General features: G+C 52.6%; 16 protein-coding genes. 8 read left to right on the top strand and 8 right to left on the bottom strand.

Features of this window, described 5'->3' with window-relative positions; all coding sequences use genetic code 11:
• Positions 1–17: 17 nt before the first annotated feature.
• Positions 18–497: a nuclear transport factor 2 family protein gene (locus tag JIN87_RS17920; protein ID WP_200356977.1), complete on the top strand. Its 480-nt coding sequence runs from the start codon at positions 18–20 to the stop codon at positions 495–497.
• Between the two features lie 192 nt (positions 498–689).
• Positions 690–1,469 (top strand): flagellin, encoded by a 780-nt coding sequence (locus tag JIN87_RS17915; RefSeq protein ID WP_200356976.1) that lies wholly within the window; start codon positions 690–692, stop codon positions 1,467–1,469.
• Between the two features lie 213 nt (positions 1,470–1,682).
• On the opposite strand, the gene JIN87_RS17910 is transcribed toward JIN87_RS17915, so the two are convergent.
• From JIN87_RS17910 to JIN87_RS17900, 3 genes are read right to left on the bottom strand one after another with little or no spacing between them, the layout of a single operon-like run.
• Positions 1,683–2,630 (bottom strand): alpha-L-glutamate ligase-like protein, encoded by a 948-nt coding sequence (locus JIN87_RS17910; protein ID WP_200356975.1) that lies wholly within the window; start codon positions 2,628–2,630, stop codon positions 1,683–1,685.
• A complete protein-coding gene (locus JIN87_RS17905) occupies positions 2,627–4,159 on the bottom strand; it encodes an inactive transglutaminase family protein (RefSeq protein ID WP_200356974.1) in 1,533 nt (510 codons plus the stop codon). Before JIN87_RS17905 ends, JIN87_RS17910 begins: the two co-directional genes overlap by 4 nt.
• Before the next feature lie 11 nt (positions 4,160–4,170).
• Entirely contained in the window at positions 4,171–4,989 is an 819-nt protein-coding gene (locus JIN87_RS17900) for an ATP-dependent zinc protease family protein (RefSeq protein ID WP_200356973.1), read from the bottom strand.
• A gap of 365 nt (positions 4,990–5,354) precedes the next feature.
• Between JIN87_RS17900 and JIN87_RS17895 the strand changes: the two genes are divergently transcribed.
• Genes JIN87_RS17895 through JIN87_RS17885 form a run of 3 tightly spaced genes read left to right on the top strand, consistent with a single transcriptional unit; the run spans position 5,355 to position 6,536 of the window.
• On the top strand, positions 5,355–5,774 hold the full coding sequence (locus JIN87_RS17895; protein WP_200356972.1) for an ACT domain-containing protein: 420 nt from the start codon (positions 5,355–5,357) through the stop codon (positions 5,772–5,774).
• A 1-nt stretch (position 5,775) separates the two neighbouring features.
• The gene (locus tag JIN87_RS17890) at positions 5,776–6,168 is read left to right on the top strand and encodes a VOC family protein (protein WP_200356971.1); all 393 of its coding nucleotides are present in this window, start codon (positions 5,776–5,778) and stop codon (positions 6,166–6,168) included.
• The gene (locus JIN87_RS17885) at positions 6,165–6,536 is read left to right on the top strand and encodes a cupin domain-containing protein (RefSeq protein WP_200356970.1); all 372 of its coding nucleotides are present in this window, start codon (positions 6,165–6,167) and stop codon (positions 6,534–6,536) included. Before JIN87_RS17890 ends, JIN87_RS17885 begins: the two co-directional genes overlap by 4 nt.
• A gap of 16 nt (positions 6,537–6,552) precedes the next feature.
• On the opposite strand, the gene JIN87_RS17880 is transcribed toward JIN87_RS17885, so the two are convergent.
• Both JIN87_RS17880 and JIN87_RS17875 read right to left on the bottom strand, forming a co-directional pair.
• On the bottom strand, positions 6,553–7,773 hold the full coding sequence (locus JIN87_RS17880) for an acyltransferase family protein (RefSeq protein WP_200356969.1): 1,221 nt from the start codon (positions 7,771–7,773) through the stop codon (positions 6,553–6,555).
• A gap of 60 nt (positions 7,774–7,833) precedes the next feature.
• Complete coding sequence (locus JIN87_RS17875) at positions 7,834–8,559, bottom strand: 3-keto-disaccharide hydrolase (protein ID WP_200356968.1); 726 nt, start codon at positions 8,557–8,559, stop codon at positions 7,834–7,836.
• A 133-nt stretch (positions 8,560–8,692) separates the two neighbouring features.
• Here JIN87_RS17875 and JIN87_RS17870 point away from each other — a divergent pair, with 133 nt between their 5' ends.
• From JIN87_RS17870 to JIN87_RS17860, 3 genes are all read left to right on the top strand, one after another.
• Complete coding sequence (locus tag JIN87_RS17870) at positions 8,693–9,565, top strand: alpha/beta hydrolase (RefSeq protein WP_200356967.1); 873 nt, start codon at positions 8,693–8,695, stop codon at positions 9,563–9,565.
• 157 nt (positions 9,566–9,722) lie between these two features.
• Positions 9,723–10,541: a hypothetical protein gene (locus tag JIN87_RS17865; protein ID WP_200356966.1), complete on the top strand. Its 819-nt coding sequence runs from the start codon at positions 9,723–9,725 to the stop codon at positions 10,539–10,541.
• On the top strand, positions 10,513–11,328 hold the full coding sequence (locus JIN87_RS17860) for a hypothetical protein (protein WP_200356965.1): 816 nt from the start codon (positions 10,513–10,515) through the stop codon (positions 11,326–11,328). Before JIN87_RS17865 ends, JIN87_RS17860 begins: the two co-directional genes overlap by 29 nt.
• Before the next feature lie 23 nt (positions 11,329–11,351).
• Here the strand turns inward: JIN87_RS17860 and JIN87_RS17855 are convergent, their stop codons facing one another.
• The 3 genes from JIN87_RS17855 to JIN87_RS17845 form a co-directional block, all read right to left on the bottom strand.
• Positions 11,352–11,726: a metallopeptidase family protein gene (locus tag JIN87_RS17855; RefSeq protein WP_200356963.1), complete on the bottom strand. Its 375-nt coding sequence runs from the start codon at positions 11,724–11,726 to the stop codon at positions 11,352–11,354.
• 135 nt (positions 11,727–11,861) lie between these two features.
• Positions 11,862–14,759, bottom strand: a complete 2,898-nt coding sequence (locus JIN87_RS17850) for a M16 family metallopeptidase (RefSeq protein ID WP_200356962.1) — start codon at positions 14,757–14,759, stop codon at positions 11,862–11,864.
• Between the two features lie 103 nt (positions 14,760–14,862).
• Positions 14,863–15,893 (bottom strand): ABC transporter ATP-binding protein (locus JIN87_RS17845; RefSeq protein ID WP_267909411.1); only part of this gene is annotated, 1,031 nt, incomplete at its 5' end.

Genomic DNA, 15,893 nt, shown 5'->3' with positions numbered 1-15,893 from the left:
TTATAAACAAAGACGCTATGGAAACGCTAAAGGTAAATTTCGAGAAGCTACGTAAAAGCCATTGGACAGCGGAGGAGTCGGCAAACGCCGAGTTGATCACGGACTTCGTTCAGAAACTGATGAACGATCACGCGTTCGACTACGTTCGGGACCACTACTCGAACTCCTCCTATACCCAACACAACCGGAACATTCCGGAAGGCATCGAGGGTTTGATCGGCTTATTGAAGGACTTCACCAAACAGTTTCCTGAGTACTGCTATGACGTGAAACAGATCATCGCGGATGGCGACCGAGTTATTTTTCACTCCCACGCGACGATGAGGAAGGCGCATCGCGGCAACGACCGGAAGGGGCTCAACATCATTGATATCTGGAGGATTCGCGACGGCGAAATCGTTGAGCATTGGGACTCCTTGCAGGCGCTCGACGGATTCATGCGCTTCTACTCCCTCATGAACGGCGGAAAGATTCGCAACTCGAACGGGGTATTTTGAGGAACGAAGAAACAGGGGTGGAATCACGGACGAATGGATACAGCAAGTATCTACTCTAACCTCTATAGAGGTTTTGAAAATTATATAAAATATGCCCGACCCGATCATATGCGCCGCCATAAGTCGCTTTAAGCATTGTCGCTTGAAACAAGCAGCCCCTCCCAGATGTCGAATGGCAACCACACATTCGTCATGTCACTCGAAATCAATGCCAAGGACTCATCGGTCCATCTACAAAAGCTGAGCGGCAACCAAGCTCCTCGAACAGCTTCAAAAACCAACCTGTCAAGCCACCCCACTACGACACCCCTTTCGGAAAATAGGGATTTGAGCGAAGCGATGAAGTTCGACGCAGAATCGCGTCGACTCGAAACCGACCAGACAAACATCGCGAACTCGTACTCCTTTTTGCAGACTCAAAGCGCGGCCATACAACTGGCGTCCGAAGCGCTGGAACGCCTCCTCGAACTAAAAGACCTCCAGAAGGACTCCTCAGACAAGGCCCCTTATCAAGACGAGTTTCAGGAACTCAAATCATTTATAGACAACCTCACGAACAAGTCGTTCAACGGAGTTCCTTTGTTCAAGGAGGGAGGCGGTTCCCTAACGCTCGCGCCGTCTGACAGCGGAACGATCAATATCGACCAAGCTGACTTAGCAGGTGGATTGGCGGCAATCCTACAAGCGGACGAACTCAGCTCCTTCAACTTGGAAGAATTGAACTTCAGTCTCCGTTTCTTGGATACATTAGAAGAAGCCAACGAAGAGCAATCCAAGACCCTCGCGAGCGCTTCGGAGGCGGTCGCCACCAAGCAGTCCACCCTTCGGGCAACCAACAGCCATCTCGTCGATACCAACACTGCCGAGGAAAGCACACGTCGAGCACGACAAAACGTAATGACCGAGTTCGGCGAAGCGATCATACAACACTCAAAGATTTCCCCTCAAAACGTCTTAGACCTCCTAGAGTAAGGATCATAGTCAAAAGCAGTGGATTGCTGTTTGGCGAGACTGTTGGAGTTCCCGCTTCAGCGGGCTTATTGGTTGCCGCCTAAAGGCGGAACTCCAACGGTTAGGTTCTCTTCCACTGCATTTGGGGGCGAACCTAGAGTATTCTGTACCCAATTCTAAGAGACAAAAACGTCTCTCAGAGATTGTCGCGACACCCAAAGCCGCGTAAAAACGTCAGGCAACCGCGAACAACTCCTGCGCTATTTTGACTCGCTGCTCGGGGGTCGCCCTGGATTCCGAGAGTTTCTTGATTTGCTCTAGCCGGTTTTTGAGCCCGGTACCATTTGCTGCTTGAATGGCCAAGCCAGGTCGGGCGTTAAGCTCCAAAATCATTGGCCCCTTCTCTCTGTCGAGAACCACATCGGCGCCCATGTAGCCGAGCTCGGTTAGCTCGTAGCAGCGAGAGGCGATAAGCAAGATGTCGTCCCAGCGTTCGATACTCATCTTCTCAAAAGAGTTGCCCGTGTCCGGGTGCTTAAGGATGGGCCGGTCGAACTGAACCGCCCGGAGCGGGCGTCCATTTCCAATGTCAAGGCCTACGCCGACCGCGCCCTGGTGGAGATTCGCTTTGCCGTCCGACATGCTCGTAGAAAGACGCGTCATAGCCATGACCGGGTAACCAAGAAACATAATGACCCGGATGTCAGGCACCCCTTGATAAGTGTAAGGTTCGAACGCGTCTGTGAAATGTATCAGCTTTTCAATCATCGCCCGATCGGGCTGACCGCCGAGACTGTGCAAGCCGCTTAGGATGTCAGATATATGCCGCTTGATTTGCTCAAGCGTTAGCGTAGCGCCATTCGGCTTTATAAAGAGATCCCCCTCTCTTTGCGTGATAACCAAGATTCCCTGCCCTGCACACCCTTGGGAAGGTTTGATGACAAACTCACTCTCACCATCCAGAACCCTCTTGAGGTCGCGTAGCTGGTGGTTGAAGCGAACGGATGCGATGAGTTCAGGCACAGGAATCCCCCCCTGCAACGCGAGGCGCTTAGTAATGAGCTTGTCGTCGACGCGCGGGTAGAATTTTCGCCGATTGTATTTCAACACATAGTCGGCATTGCGACCATTCATTCCGAGGACGCCTTCCCGTTCGAGCTTCCATGGGCTCACGATCTTCATTCAGACTCCTTTACCAATGGCTCGAAGCGCCAGAGCTCGGTGAGGCGGTAGCCTGAATAAGTGCCGATAGCTAGAGTCAGAGCAAGCGCCACAAGCAACAACTCTGGAAACATGAAAGTGTAGAACTGAATGTATTCACTTGTCATTACAAGATAGACCAGCACCGCGGTGAGAAGACTGCCGCCACCTTGAACATAGACCTCTTTGGCCCCTTGCTCATCCCAAAGCACAGACATGCGCTCGATCGTCCACGCAAGAATGATCATTGGGAACAAAGTCACACGCATACTCGCCTCTATGCCTAGGTTATGGCCGACGATACTGATAATGACCATGAGACAGACAACCACGATGAGCACCGCAGCAATTCGCGGGACGAGTAGCAAGTTAAGGCGCGAGAGATAGGACCGAATGAGCAGCCCGAGAGCGATCACAACGGTAAATATGACGAGCCCGGTAACGAGCTTGGTCTCGATGAATGCCATGGCGATGAGGATCGGCATGAAGGTCCCCGAAGTGCGCAGTCCGATGAGATTACGGATGAAAACGACTACGATGGCTCCAATCGGAATCAGCAGCAGCAGCTTGAAGGCCGCCTGCACATCGATCGGCAGCGCGTAGAGGGAGAGGGGCAATCGTTCGGTGGTTTCGCTAGAAATGCCTTGCAGAGCGAGAACTCGAGCAGACTGGCTCGTCTTGATCATCGAAATGGTAACTTTGGAATTGTCGCCGCCTTCTACGTCCAGCAAAGAATGCTGCCCCCAAATTATGAGGTCCTCAGGAAACCCCATCTCTCCCGTTTGAGGATTGAAAAGCTGCCATAGCGACCCGTCGAAGATAGCAATGTAGCGGTGCATGCTCGCATGCCTTCTCCCATCACCAAGCGGCAAGCCCTTCACGATACGCGACGGCACGCCACCTCGCGAAAGCAAGTCGTGTATGAGTTCGATACGATCGACCTGGCGAAACGAGTTACCGAGGAGCAAACGCACATTCTGACTGGGCTCCTCTTCGTTGATGCGACGGATGATCTCGCGCGTGTAAGTTTCCGAATCGGCGGATCGGCTCCTCGCCGCCTCCACCACTGTGTTGGCAGCAGAGAGGAAAGGTTCCTCGGTGAAAGCTGGGGGAATCGTTTCGATGGTGCGATCGCCCGCGCCGACCTCCCTGCCCTCGTATCGTTGCACCATGCTAATCTGGTAATACAGACGCTGAGGACCCTCCTTTGATCGGGCGGACCAGACAGCTCGAGCAACGCCATCATTTTCGCTCTTGTAGTATCCATATCCTGGCGACGCAACACTCTCATCGATAATCTCGAAACCAGAGGTATAAGCAGGAAGGCCGAAGGATACTTTAACCGCATCTCCTCGGGCTTCGAAGTCGATCTGAGCTTCCAGAATCCACACGTCTTCCTGAACTCCCGGGACGAGGGGGAAATCGAGTTTTTGGTTTTTGTACAGAGTCCGCCCGAGGCCTAGGATGCAGAGGAGGGCGACCCAGATATAAAGTTGCGACTTAGAGGACATGGCAGGACACGCTAAGGCTTTACAGGTGACGGCTGTATCTCGGGATAAGTATCGCCCAGATAAGAGGAGCTGACATCGACAATCGCCAGCCCGTTCAAGTAGTTGCGACCGATCAGAACAGGATAATCGTACTTAGAGCGGTCAGTCAGTGTGAACTCGACAACGCGCCGCAAATCGCCAATCGAAACGTCCATCATGACTACCGGTCGCTTCTGGTCTTCAGCACCGTGACGCTTGATACTGGAAATGCGCACGCAAGGACGTTCGACTTCGATATTCCCGCCTGTTTCTGGATCAACGATATCGAACCGTATCCACTTTTTCCCCTCGCGCTCGAAATTCAAGATGTTGAGAGCATTCATCGAGCAAGTAGTCGCCCCAGTATCAATTCGCGACCGTAGCTTGATATCCATTGGCAAAATCGTGGTGTGCTCGGCTTCTCCAATGAATCTCGGTTGGGTAATAGACTTATGGTTGTGAGCGAGCAGTTGAATGGATTTCGCCTTGAAAGAATTAAGTCGCTCTTTGGACTTCGAAACCTGACCGGTGACTTCGACAGTATCCCCAAGGGCGACAGATTGCTCTGAGAAATGAGATGACCGGGCATCGACGATGAGTACGCCCGTACGATCCTGTACCATCAAGTCGCTCTGGCTCAGGAGCTGAACCACTTCGCCCCTAACTCTGTAGACAGAGCTATGGGAAGCCTCTTTCCAAATCGTGGAGATAGACGCGCGTGCGGGATGGGTGTCAACTGGCGCGTCCTCCGCCAGAGCAGGCGGAAGCAACATAAAGGAAACTGCTGCGAAAATGGAGACTATGTTTTTCATAGGCTGGAGTGGCCCCTGCCATTCTATTTTGGGATCGAGTCAATTATCTGTAGACTCAAGTATGACAGAAGTGTCCGCCCTTTGATATAGGACCAAGGTCCCACTCTGGCCGTTTCCGAGACGACTCAAAGAATCCGGAAAAACACCCGAAAGCGGGTCACTCGATTTTACCTGCTCATTGGTTCGACATGCCCCCTTCCCCCATCCAGTTTCTACCGAGAAGCGAACCAACTCCCCTTCTCCTATGTTTGGAATTCAAGAATTCGGCCTCTTCGTAATCACAGCGATCAGCCTGAACCTAGCGCCCGGCCCAGATACCCTCTACAAAGGCTCCGCCCCAAAACAAAATACTGAATACACCTCTTATGGACGGCATGAAAGACCTAGAAACCTTGATCAAATCCATGTCTCCAGAACTCTCGGAGGAAAACTTCGTCTTCGTGTCTTGCCCCTCGAAGAGCTTACCAAGCGACTTGAGCCCAATCTGTCTTTTCCAAGAAGAGGAAGGAACCACTCTCATTTGCAGAGCTAACGAAGCCAAACAGCTCTCTTTATCGTATACTGGAGTATGGAAAAGAATCACCCTTCGCGTCCACTCCGCGCTCGATGCAGTCGGCTTCCTCAATGAAATCACCGCCGCGCTCGCCGAGGCTGGAATATCCTGCAATGTCGTTTCCGCCTACTACCACGACCATCTGTTTGTCCCGGAACTGGATGCCGAAAAGGCCATGAATACGCTCCGAGTCTTGAGCCAACGCCACCCTAACCCCACCCCTCGCGATTAACATGAACGCCAACTCTGCATCTCCCGTTTTTCAGGTCTCCGACCTAGACAAATCAATCGTATTCTACACTGAGGTACTCGGATTTGAAAAGGAGTTCGCCTACGGCGAGCCCCCCTTCTACGCCGGGGTTCGAATGGGAAAAGTCTTACTTCATCTGTGCTCAGGAGCAGAAAACGCAGGCCGGACTGGCATGGGCTCGCTTTACGCTTTTTGCGATGAGGTCGACAACTACTACGAAGCTATCTGCGCAAAAGGAGCTGACATCACCACCAAGCTAGCGACTTGGCCATACCAGATGAGAGATTTCCAAGTGAGAGACATAGACGGCAACCTGCTAACGTTCGGGTGCCCCATCGATGAAGATACAGACACCGTAAAAGAATCCAAACAATGAATACAGCCATCAACCTAAAGAAAAAAGCAGCCAAACTCAAAGAGACCTGGTCGCCACGCGTGCTGGGTGAAATCGACGATTCCTACGCCAAGATCGCAAAACTGAAAGGTAGCCTAGCTTGGCACAAACACGACAACGAGGATGAGCTTTTCCTGGTAATCGACGGACACCTGAAAATCGAACTGGAAGATGACTGTATCGAGCTTGGTCCAGGCGAGATGTACATCGTACCCAAAGGTGTCATGCACAACCCCATCGCCGAAGAGGAATGCAGCGTCTTTCTGATCGAGCGAAAAAGCACGCAACACACCGGAGACCTAGATCTCGAACGAACCAAGAGTATCGAAGAGCAACTAAAACCGATTTGAACGCGCAGCCCCGCGTTTAAGAACGCCGACCGATCCTCATCCCAACCCGCTCGATTCCGAGGAAGGTCGCCGCAGAGACGACAACCACCGCGACACCGATCACTGGCATCAACCAGACAAACTGTTCCTCAGTCCACTCCTTCCCAGGCGACCAGGCAGTAGAGAATGCCAGAAAGATAACGATCCCGTGCATCAAATAGATGCTATAGCTGATCTCTCCCATCACCAAGGAACCCTTCAGCTTGAGCAAGCCAAAGAGCTGATTCCCATGAACCGCGGTCAGAAAAAAGAGCGACACCATCATCATGTGCCAGAAATCTTCCGTATTCGGATAAAACCAAGACCCCACGAGAGCAGCGGTCCCAAGTCCCATCCCCGGGAACGTCTGTAACCATCCTGAAACTACATTACTCCTCGATTGCAACCAGGCCGCGATACCTCCCACCATGAACATGAGCAGGTACTGGGTATGCATAAAAGAAACAAAAATCTCCCAGAATTTTTCTCGAGTGAAATTCAGCTCGAAAAGCTCCCAGGCATGCAGATCAGTGAACACAACCAGCGTTTTCGGGAAAAAGAAGAGCAACACACAAAGTCCGATCAACACGAGATTCGCAACGCGCCCTAGCCTCATCCAAATCTGCAAGATCGGTAGAGAGAAATAGAACAGCCACTCGTACCGCAAGGTCCACTCCACTCCGCAAATGATAAGCAAGGCCTGCCAATAGTCTCCGATCGGGCCAGAGGTGAAACACAACCAACGCATGGCCTGCACGAACGCTCTCGCTGGATCTGCCGCGATCGAATCACTCGCCTTGAAACCCGCTATTACAAATACGATCAAAACCGCGAAAAAATACAACGGCACGATCCGGAAGAAACGCCCCCGATAAAGCTTCGCCCAGTCTATTGGCTGATCGCTAAATGCCACCTTTCGGATAAAGAGAAACCCGCTGATCATGAAGAACAAGGCCACCCCGATCTTCCCGGCATTGTTTATAAACGGATTCCCCGCCTTACCCCACATCCCTTCCGATTTCAGGTACCAAGTCAGCATGAAATGATGGATACACACCCCCAAAGCGAGGTAACCTCTGAGCCCATCAAGAGATCCGAACCGGCCCTTCCGCTCAACCACCTCCTTAAACGCAGGCAAGCGGGCAAACAAGGTCGCCGTTAACAGACAACACAACAGGGTAACTGCTGCGACAAGGAGATGGAGTAGTTCAAGAGGCACGCGACCACTCTCCTAGATAAACTAGGCAAGTCAAGCGCCACCTGAGTATCCGACCGCCAATTACAGTTCTTTGAGCTTCAGATTCTGAAAGTGAATCTTGAGCTCGTCCTTCGAATGCAGCTGGAGCGCGATGAAACCAGACCGTCCCACTCGATGCCTCTGATGCCCCTCACTATCGAGCACACCGGAGCCGTCCCAGTCCCGAACCTGAACCCCGTTCACCCAAGTTTGCACGCGATTTCCTTCGCAACGAATCACCATCTGGTTCCAGCCATTCCCTTCGTCCGAAAAATGGAACTTATACGTTTGAGCTCCTTGCTCAGGAGTGATTCTCCAGTCTGGCAAACTCGGGGAGATCCAGCGTTTCTCAGTGCGGGTCTCATCGTAGATAAGACCATTACGAAAGGGACCATGCGGGTGGATGTCGGCCTGAGGCCCATCCAACCAACCTCCGCGCGGGGCATCTGGCGACGGATCATAGCGGCTTCTGAATTGCACCCCAGAATTTCCCTTCGACTCCCTGAAAGCTCGAAACTCCAACCTTAGCTCGAAGTCGCTAAACTCGCGATCGTACTGCAACCAAACATAGTCGTGATCCTTGTCCCCCATCGAATCGCACTGGATATAACCCTCCTGAGCCGTCCAATAGCCCTTCCCCTTATCTTCGGACTGACACTGCACACTCCAGCCCGCTAGCGATTCGCCATCGAAAAGCTCCAACCAGTCACCAGCCATAAGAGCCGGGCAAAAACGTAGCACGCAGAGAGCAATCAAATGAGGCTTCATCTCGCTAAAACTAATCAGGGCCCATTTTTACCCAAGCGGATTCACAATCTATAATGCGAATTATTACTCCATCGCCTAAGCTCTATAAAACTGACGTAGATCGCTTCGCCATGGTGTTCTACTCCGAACCGATATGAAATACACCTTCATCCTATTCACTTTCCTCGCCAGCACGCTAATCCTACAAGCAGACAAATTCGAGACCTACGTTGGATACACCGCGAAGCTGTATCCAATGAGTACCGAGCTCACCCGCAATCAGGACTACCTCCTCTACATCCATTTGCCAGCAAGCTACGATAGCGCGCCTGAGAAACGCTACCCCGTGATCTACTCTCTCGATCCCTACTGGGACTTCGTCAGCCTCACCAACATGCTCGGAACGCTCGAGTACGACCAATATGTCCCCGAAGCCATCGTTATCGGCATCGGCTACCCGGGAGCAAACCCTGAGTACGGCAAGCTTCGCCAAATTGACTACACGCCATCGCTCAGTCCTTACGATCCAAATACAGGCGATGCGAAAGCCTTCCTCTCCTTTATCGAGAAGGAGCTCATCCCCTGGACCGAAAACGAATACCGCGTTGACGACAGTTTCAGAGTCTTGGCCGGAAGCTCCTATGGCGGGCTCTTCACCCTGTACGCCATGTTCGACCGCCCCGACCTTTTCCAGGGCCTTGTAGCAAGCACCCCCGCCGTCTCCTTCGACAACCGAGAGATCTTCAGAAAGGAAAACCAGTTCTATATCGGCGATCGTAAGTTGCTCTTTTCAGAAACCGCCGCCCGCAATCTCCCCACTCGCCTTTTCATGTCTGTCGGCGGCGAAGAGAAAAACTCAAACTGGATCCCGGAAGCGAACGCTTTCGCAGACCTCCTCAAAGGCCGACGTTATCAGGACCTTAGCTTTGAATATGTAATGTTTGACGAATACAAACATGGTGGCGTCAAATTCCCAACCTACAGCCGCGGGCTCGCTTATGTGTTCGAGGACTACATGGCGAGATAGCAAGAGAGCCGCTCATCACAGGAATGATATTCGATTAGCTTATACTCTAATTAGCATTCCCAATACTTCGCCTGCCATTTCGCGAAAATCGCCTAGAACCGCTATCGTTTAGCGCTCGGCGTCCACTTTCACAACAGGTCGAGCATCAGCAACGCTGATGTTAAAGAAGGGTCATTTCTGTTCGCTCATTTCTAGGATACTGGCAGGTCTCCTCCCGGTATGTACGGTCCTATGCCTCGCAGCGTGCACCACCGCGACCAAGTACGAAAAGGTCGACTCCCTTTCCTCTCCGATCATTTTCGCGCTAAAAACCCAAAGCGAGTCCGTAACCGTCAACCTCCACGCTGTCATCGTAACGGACGCTCCCGGATCTTGGAAGAAGCGGGCCCTTTGGGATGAATACGTTCTTAGCATCACAAACAATCGATCAGAGGCCATCACTCTCAATCAGCCGGTTCTTACCGATCACTTGGGAGGCAAGATCGAGCCGGGAAACGATCCTTGGGAACTAGAAAAACGAAGTTCCGAAAACTGGAAACACTACGGCGAACAGGGTCTAAGTTTAGCGATAGGAGGCATGGGAACCGTATTGCTCGCCGACGCCATCGCAGCGGGAGCAACCAGCTCCCTCGAAGGAGCCCTAATCGACGCAGCATTCAGCCCCATGATCCCTTACCTTGCGGCCGTGGGAGTGGTATCGGTCCAAGGAGCGAACTATATCAACCGAAGGGAAATACAGGCCGAATTCACACGACGTTCCCTCGTTCTTCCAGCTACCATACGACCGGGCGAGATGGTCGCCGGTTGCCTTTTCTTTCCCCAAACACCCGGACCTCAAAACCTGAGCTTCGCAATCGCGTCAGATAAATCGGATACACAGCTAAATCTTAAGCTGACCGAGACTCCGCTTGGGAGCCTCCATTTGAAGCCTGAAAAAGTTGAGAACAATGAGAACACCAAAGCCCCGGCTCCTTAACTCCGCTCCCATCCTATTGGGCGTTCTGTTGTTGGCAGCTTCTTGCTCAACGTCTCCGCCTCCCTACGGCGTTCTCCCAGTAGACATTCCTGACGTAGCATCCCTCGGAGAATCCGAACGCAAGCTCAACAGCATCCTCAACCCACAAGCCAAGCAACTTAAAGTAGGGGACAAGGTACGAATACTCACCGCTGACGGCTATCGCAGAAGCCAGATGAAAATCCTAGAGTTCAAAGAGGACTCCTTCCTTCTCAAAAAGAGCGTTTGGAGCGATAGGAAGATTTGGATACACTTCGACGACATCGTATTCCTAGAGTCGAAAGTTCAGACCGGCGAACAAGTTTGGAGCCTTTTTCCCATCCTTGAAAAAAGCAAAGAAGAGGACGCCTTCATGAACTGCACCGATCTTCAGCGGGAGATCCTTCATGCAAACGTGCTACGTCGATCCATCAACGCAGAAATCGCATCGATGGGCGCCTCGGCAGGGCTTTCCATGCTATCCTGGTCCCTAGGCATTCCCGCAGGTCCCGGATACTACCAAGCGCAATTGGAGCGTAACGAAAAAGCTCGATCCGCTGCTGAGCAGCGAGTCATAGAGTTGCTGGCGATCTACACCTCCCAAGGCTGCCAGACGGAAAAAAAGAAGATGCTCACACCCGAGGAAGCTCACCAACAGATTCAGGACCTTGAAGGCCAACTCGCTAGCGACGACATCAACGAGAAGCAACACGAACGGAGGCTAAGAGCGATCCTAGATAAGCTACCCTTTAAAAAGACACAGCAATAGATCACGCCATTCGACGCGGGAAATTACAGCCCTCTCTTCTCGACTTCTTCTTCGTCCCAACCGAAATGATGGCCAAGCTCGTGGAGAAAGGTCTTGTGAATCTCGTCCTCGAAATCCAGCCCCTCGTCCTCGCAATACCACGCGATCGCTCCCAAGTAGATAGCGATCGTACCGCTCTCGTCCACCCCGCCAGTCCCATCGCCATAAGCCACGTATTCACCCAGCATATACATCGCTTCAGGATCGATGTGAGGAGCGTTCGGGTGATAACGCCGGCACAAGCAAGGGACTTTCTCAGCCTCTCCTCTAATCTCCTCAGGCAAGTCCTTCAGGCATGCCTCGATCACGTCGTTCGCAACGCGTTCCAGTTCTGGCCAGTCGTATTGTGGGAGTTTCATTCGCAATAGACATGGCAGCTCAACGCGGCGCCCTACAATAAAAAACAATCCTCCTATCGGGACTGGGCGTTGAACAGCCACCTCAAGACGCACTCCCATGTTCGATAGGAGGTCGTCTTGGGTACAGACCGAAAATCAATCCACAAAGATATCGCTGATCTCAACCTGTGTCAGCTCACCATGCTGCTTGAGTTGGTCCATATCGATTGCAGCTGACGGGCCGAGGATCGAAATCATCTTCGGTTGCCCCTGGATTTCGGACTCGTAGAACGAGAAGAGAGACTCAAGGTCTCCATCCATGATTTCCTCATAGCGCTCCTCCCGCGGATCTCCCTGAATTCCCAATCGCTCCCACGCCTTCACGGAACCGAGCACCTTGCGGAACCCGATCTTGGAAACGCGGTATTGATTGTCCAAAGACCCCTGAATGATCGCAAAACGATCCGAAGAGTTAGGCATGTTATCCCAAAGATCCAAATACGCCGCCAGCGAGTCTACCGTCTTATCCGCCTGCGTTCCGATAAAGCCCATCACCAGGTTTTCTCCGTCTGCGAAACTTGAAACCAAGTAGTGCGCCCATACGGAATAGGCCAGCGCCCGCGCTTCACGCATTTCCTGGAACACGATACCAGCCATGCCGCCGTAGAAATACTCGTTGAACGTCTCGATGGAAGGCAGCTTCGACTCGTCGTACAAACCACCCGGGAATTCGATGCGGATTTGGGACTGAGCCGTTTCGTAGTCGACGTACACAATCTCATTCGCTTCACGCTGGATCAGCTTCGGAAGCACGCGTGAAGGCGCAGGTTTCAAAGCCATCTTAGTCCTGGAAAGCTTCTTCAACTTTTTGGCAACTTCCTTGATCGGCATCTTTCCAACATAGAGGTAATCATGCTCGTATCCGGAAAGCTGATTCGCTTTTCCGATCAAGTCATCCACAGTCAGCGCCTTGATTTCGTCTGTGGAGAGAGCTGTCAAAAACGGCGAATCCTCGCCGAAACGTGTGTAGTTGCGGAGAGCATTGAAAATCATGCTCGGTTCCTTCATCGCGTCGGCCTTCTTCTTGAGCTGAATTGCGACCAGCTCTTCAAGCACCTTCGCGTCACCTTGCGAGTCCGTCAGCACTTCTTGGAAAAGCTCAAGCGTCTCGTCGAAGTTCTCTTCGAGACCACTGACATTCAAGGTCGTATTGTGGTCCCCAATCGCGAAATTGAAGTCAGCCCCAAGCGCGTACCATGCCTTCTTAAGCTCCGCCGGAGCGCGTTTGCTGGTACCAGACTTATCAAGCAGCTCCGCCGCCATCGGCAGCTCGCGCATCTCGCGGCTGCCCATCTCGTAAACCTTGGAAAGCGCAAAAAGGTCGTTCGCAGGATTCTGCACGTAGAAGAGACGCACTCCCTTGCCCAGCTTCATCACCTGATAGTCCTCGCCTTTCTCCAGGAAATCCGGCTCGATCAGCTCCGATTCGATTGCCAGAACACTAGCAGCAAATTCGGACTGTTTGCTGCGGTCGATATCGATCGGGTCAAAAACAGGCTTTGGAACAGTCGGTGGAGTATAGTCTCCATCTTTCCGATACGCTACCACATACGGCTTGGAGAAGTACTTATTCGCGATCGCGATCAAGTCGTCCTTGGTGACCGCTTCCATGCGAGCGATTTCGCCCACCACGTCCGGCCATGCCTTCTTCTCGCCATAGGAAGTGCTGATGAGACGCAAGCGACCCGCGTTGGTTTCAAGCGCGAGCTTCTCGTTCTTCTTAAAGTCAGTCACGATGGCAGGCAAAATCCAGTCTTCGAACTCACCCTTCTTAATCAAGTCGAGCTGCTCTAGAAGCAAGGCCTCAACTTCCTCGAGCGTTTGCCCTTCCTTGGGAGCGCCGTAGAGGAACTGGCTTCCCGCGTCATTGCGGATGTAGGGGAACGAACCGGCCTGGGCCACACGCTGTTGTTGGTTAAGATTGAGATTGATCAATCCCGCGCTCGCGTTGTCGAGGATCATGTCGAGCAGCTTAAGAGCAGGCTCGTCTTCGTGCTTAGTAGGTGCGGTATCGAATCCGATAATTACATTTTCCTGTCCTGGATAATGTATGGTTGTGCTCTTCTTCTCCGTGATTGGAGCAGGCATCGGGCGGGTAAATTCAGGGACGTCTCCAGATTTCCATGACGAGAAGTGCTTATCGATCACCTCGATCGCTTCCTCTGCCTCGAAGTCACCCGCCAAAGCAATCGCCATATTGTTAGCCACATAGTGAGCTTCGAAAAACTCGTGGATCTTCTTCAGCGACGGACGCTTTAAATGCTCAATCGAACCGAGCGCCGTTTGGGAACCATAAGGGTGCTCGCCATAGAGCAGCTCGAAGATCGCTTCTTGGATAAGACGATCCTTGCTGTCCATCGCACGGTTCTTCTCTTCGTAGACGATTTCCAACTCTGGCTGGAAGAGACGAAGCACCGGATTCGTGAAGCGAGCCGACTCTATCTTTGCCCATTGCTCCAAGCGATTGGACGGGAGTTCCTCCAGATAGACCGTACGGTCCGGCGCGGTGTACGCGTTAATCCCACTTCCACCGAGCGCGGAAATCAGGGTGTCGAATTCGCCCGGGATCGCGTACTGCGCCGCGAGCTGCGACTCCTTGTTGATCTCCTCATAGATCTCAGCCCGCCTCTCCGAGTCGTCCTCCGCGAAATGCTCTTCGTACAGCTCGGTGATCCGATCGATATGCACCTTCTCCTTTTCCCAATCCGAGGTACCCATCTCGTGATTGCCCTTGAAGAGCAAGTGCTCGAGGTAATGAGCAAGACCAGTCGCATCTTCCGGATCGTCCTTCGAGCCCGCACGTACCGTGATTTCCGAACGGAAAGTAGGCGTCTCGTCATTCTCCGTCAGATAGACCGTCAGGCCATTGTCCAGCTCATAGATATGGACCTGCATGAGATCCTCGGGCAACGGGGCTTGAACGAGTTTGTAGCCAGCCTGCAAAGAGGCAAAGGGCACAAGAAGAAGCGATAGCAAGGCGTGTTTTGCTTTCATAGTCATTTAGGGGATTAGGTTGGAAAAGAATAGCCGACAACGTCCTAGCAAACGTCGTCTGCACAAATATACGTCTAAAATAACAAGCAGGTTGCGGGCAAATTTACCCCTTCACCATGTAGGAGTCATAATTGGCAACCGTCGCCGGATGCATCTCGACCCAGTGCCCGGGCTTGACCTCCATGAACTCGCCCGGCTGGGACGCCACTTCTTCGCTCACTTCAATCGGGCTACGGCGAGCAAACGCGCAACCGGGAGGCGGTTCGATCGGGGAAGGAACATCGCCACGGAGGACCACTCGATCTTTCTGAGCTCGAGGATCGGGTACCGGGATCGCTGAAATAAGCGCCTTGGTGTATTCGTGCATCGGATTCGCGAAGAGCTCCTGGCCGTCCGCAACCTCAACCATCTTCCCAAGATACATAACTCCGATGCGGTCCGAGATCACCTTCACAACCGCAAGATCATGCGCGATGAAGAGATAGGTTAATCCCATCTCCTCCTGCAGCTCGATGAGCAAGTTAAGGATCTGACTTTGTACCGACACGTCCAGAGCGGATACCGGCTCGTCGCAAATGATGAGCTTCGGCTCCAAAGCGATCGCTCGAGCGATACCGATGCGCTGGCGTTGACCACCGGAAAACTCGAACGAGTACTTTTCCGCTGCCCTTTTTCCCAGTCCGACTCTGTCGAGCAGAGAGTGCACCTTCTTGAGGCGCGTATTCGCGTCGCCGATACCGTGGATAATAAACGGCTCCTCCAGAATTTCACGCACCGTATGGCGAGCGTTCAACGACTCCGCCGGATCCTGAAAAACCATTTGCACATCACGGCGAATGGGGCGCATCTGCTTGCGTCCATAGTGAGCGACGTTCTGTCCTTGAAAGACGATATCGCCCGCAGTCGGCTCAATCAGGCGACAGATGGTCTTGCCAAGCGTCGACTTGCCGCATCCCGACTCTCCCACCAAACCAAAGGTCTCACCCTTTTTCAAAAAGAGGCTCACACCATCGACCGCCTTACAATGCTTGACCGTTCTCGAGAACAGTCCGCTACGCAGCGGAAAATGGACCTTCAGGTCTTTGACGTCTAAAATATTTTCGCTCATGCCGCTAGCAAAACGTAGCGCGGTGC

Source organism: Pelagicoccus mobilis (genome assembly GCF_016595505.1).
GTDB lineage: Bacteria > Verrucomicrobiota > Verrucomicrobiia > Opitutales > Opitutaceae > Pelagicoccus > Pelagicoccus mobilis.
The sequence above is the reverse complement of the archived record's forward strand: the minus strand, read 5'-3'. Positions and strand labels throughout refer to the sequence as shown.

Bases quoted from the DNA above. Each gene is read 5' to 3' on its own strand.
- JIN87_RS17920 (WP_200356977.1), top strand. From the start codon at position 18: ATGGAAACGCTAAAGGTAAATTTCGAGAAGCTACGTAAAAGCCATTGG.
- JIN87_RS17915 (WP_200356976.1), top strand. From the start codon at position 690: ATGTCACTCGAAATCAATGCCAAGGACTCATCGGTCCATCTACAAAAG.
- JIN87_RS17910 (WP_200356975.1), bottom strand. From the start codon at position 2,630: ATGAAGATCGTGAGCCCATGGAAGCTCGAACGGGAAGGCGTCCTCGGA.
- JIN87_RS17905 (WP_200356974.1), bottom strand. From the start codon at position 4,159: ATGTCCTCTAAGTCGCAACTTTATATCTGGGTCGCCCTCCTCTGCATC.
- JIN87_RS17900 (WP_200356973.1), bottom strand. From the start codon at position 4,989: ATGAAAAACATAGTCTCCATTTTCGCAGCAGTTTCCTTTATGTTGCTT.
- JIN87_RS17895 (WP_200356972.1), top strand. From the start codon at position 5,355: ATGGACGGCATGAAAGACCTAGAAACCTTGATCAAATCCATGTCTCCA.
- JIN87_RS17890 (WP_200356971.1), top strand. From the start codon at position 5,776: ATGAACGCCAACTCTGCATCTCCCGTTTTTCAGGTCTCCGACCTAGAC.
- JIN87_RS17885 (WP_200356970.1), top strand. From the start codon at position 6,165: ATGAATACAGCCATCAACCTAAAGAAAAAAGCAGCCAAACTCAAAGAG.
- JIN87_RS17875 (WP_200356968.1), bottom strand. From the start codon at position 8,559: ATGAAGCCTCATTTGATTGCTCTCTGCGTGCTACGTTTTTGCCCGGCT.
- JIN87_RS17870 (WP_200356967.1), top strand. From the start codon at position 8,693: ATGAAATACACCTTCATCCTATTCACTTTCCTCGCCAGCACGCTAATC.
- JIN87_RS17865 (WP_200356966.1), top strand. From the start codon at position 9,723: ATGTTAAAGAAGGGTCATTTCTGTTCGCTCATTTCTAGGATACTGGCA.
- JIN87_RS17860 (WP_200356965.1), top strand. From the start codon at position 10,513: ATGAGAACACCAAAGCCCCGGCTCCTTAACTCCGCTCCCATCCTATTG.
- JIN87_RS17855 (WP_200356963.1), bottom strand. From the start codon at position 11,726: ATGAAACTCCCACAATACGACTGGCCAGAACTGGAACGCGTTGCGAAC.
- JIN87_RS17850 (WP_200356962.1), bottom strand. From the start codon at position 14,759: ATGAAAGCAAAACACGCCTTGCTATCGCTTCTTCTTGTGCCCTTTGCC.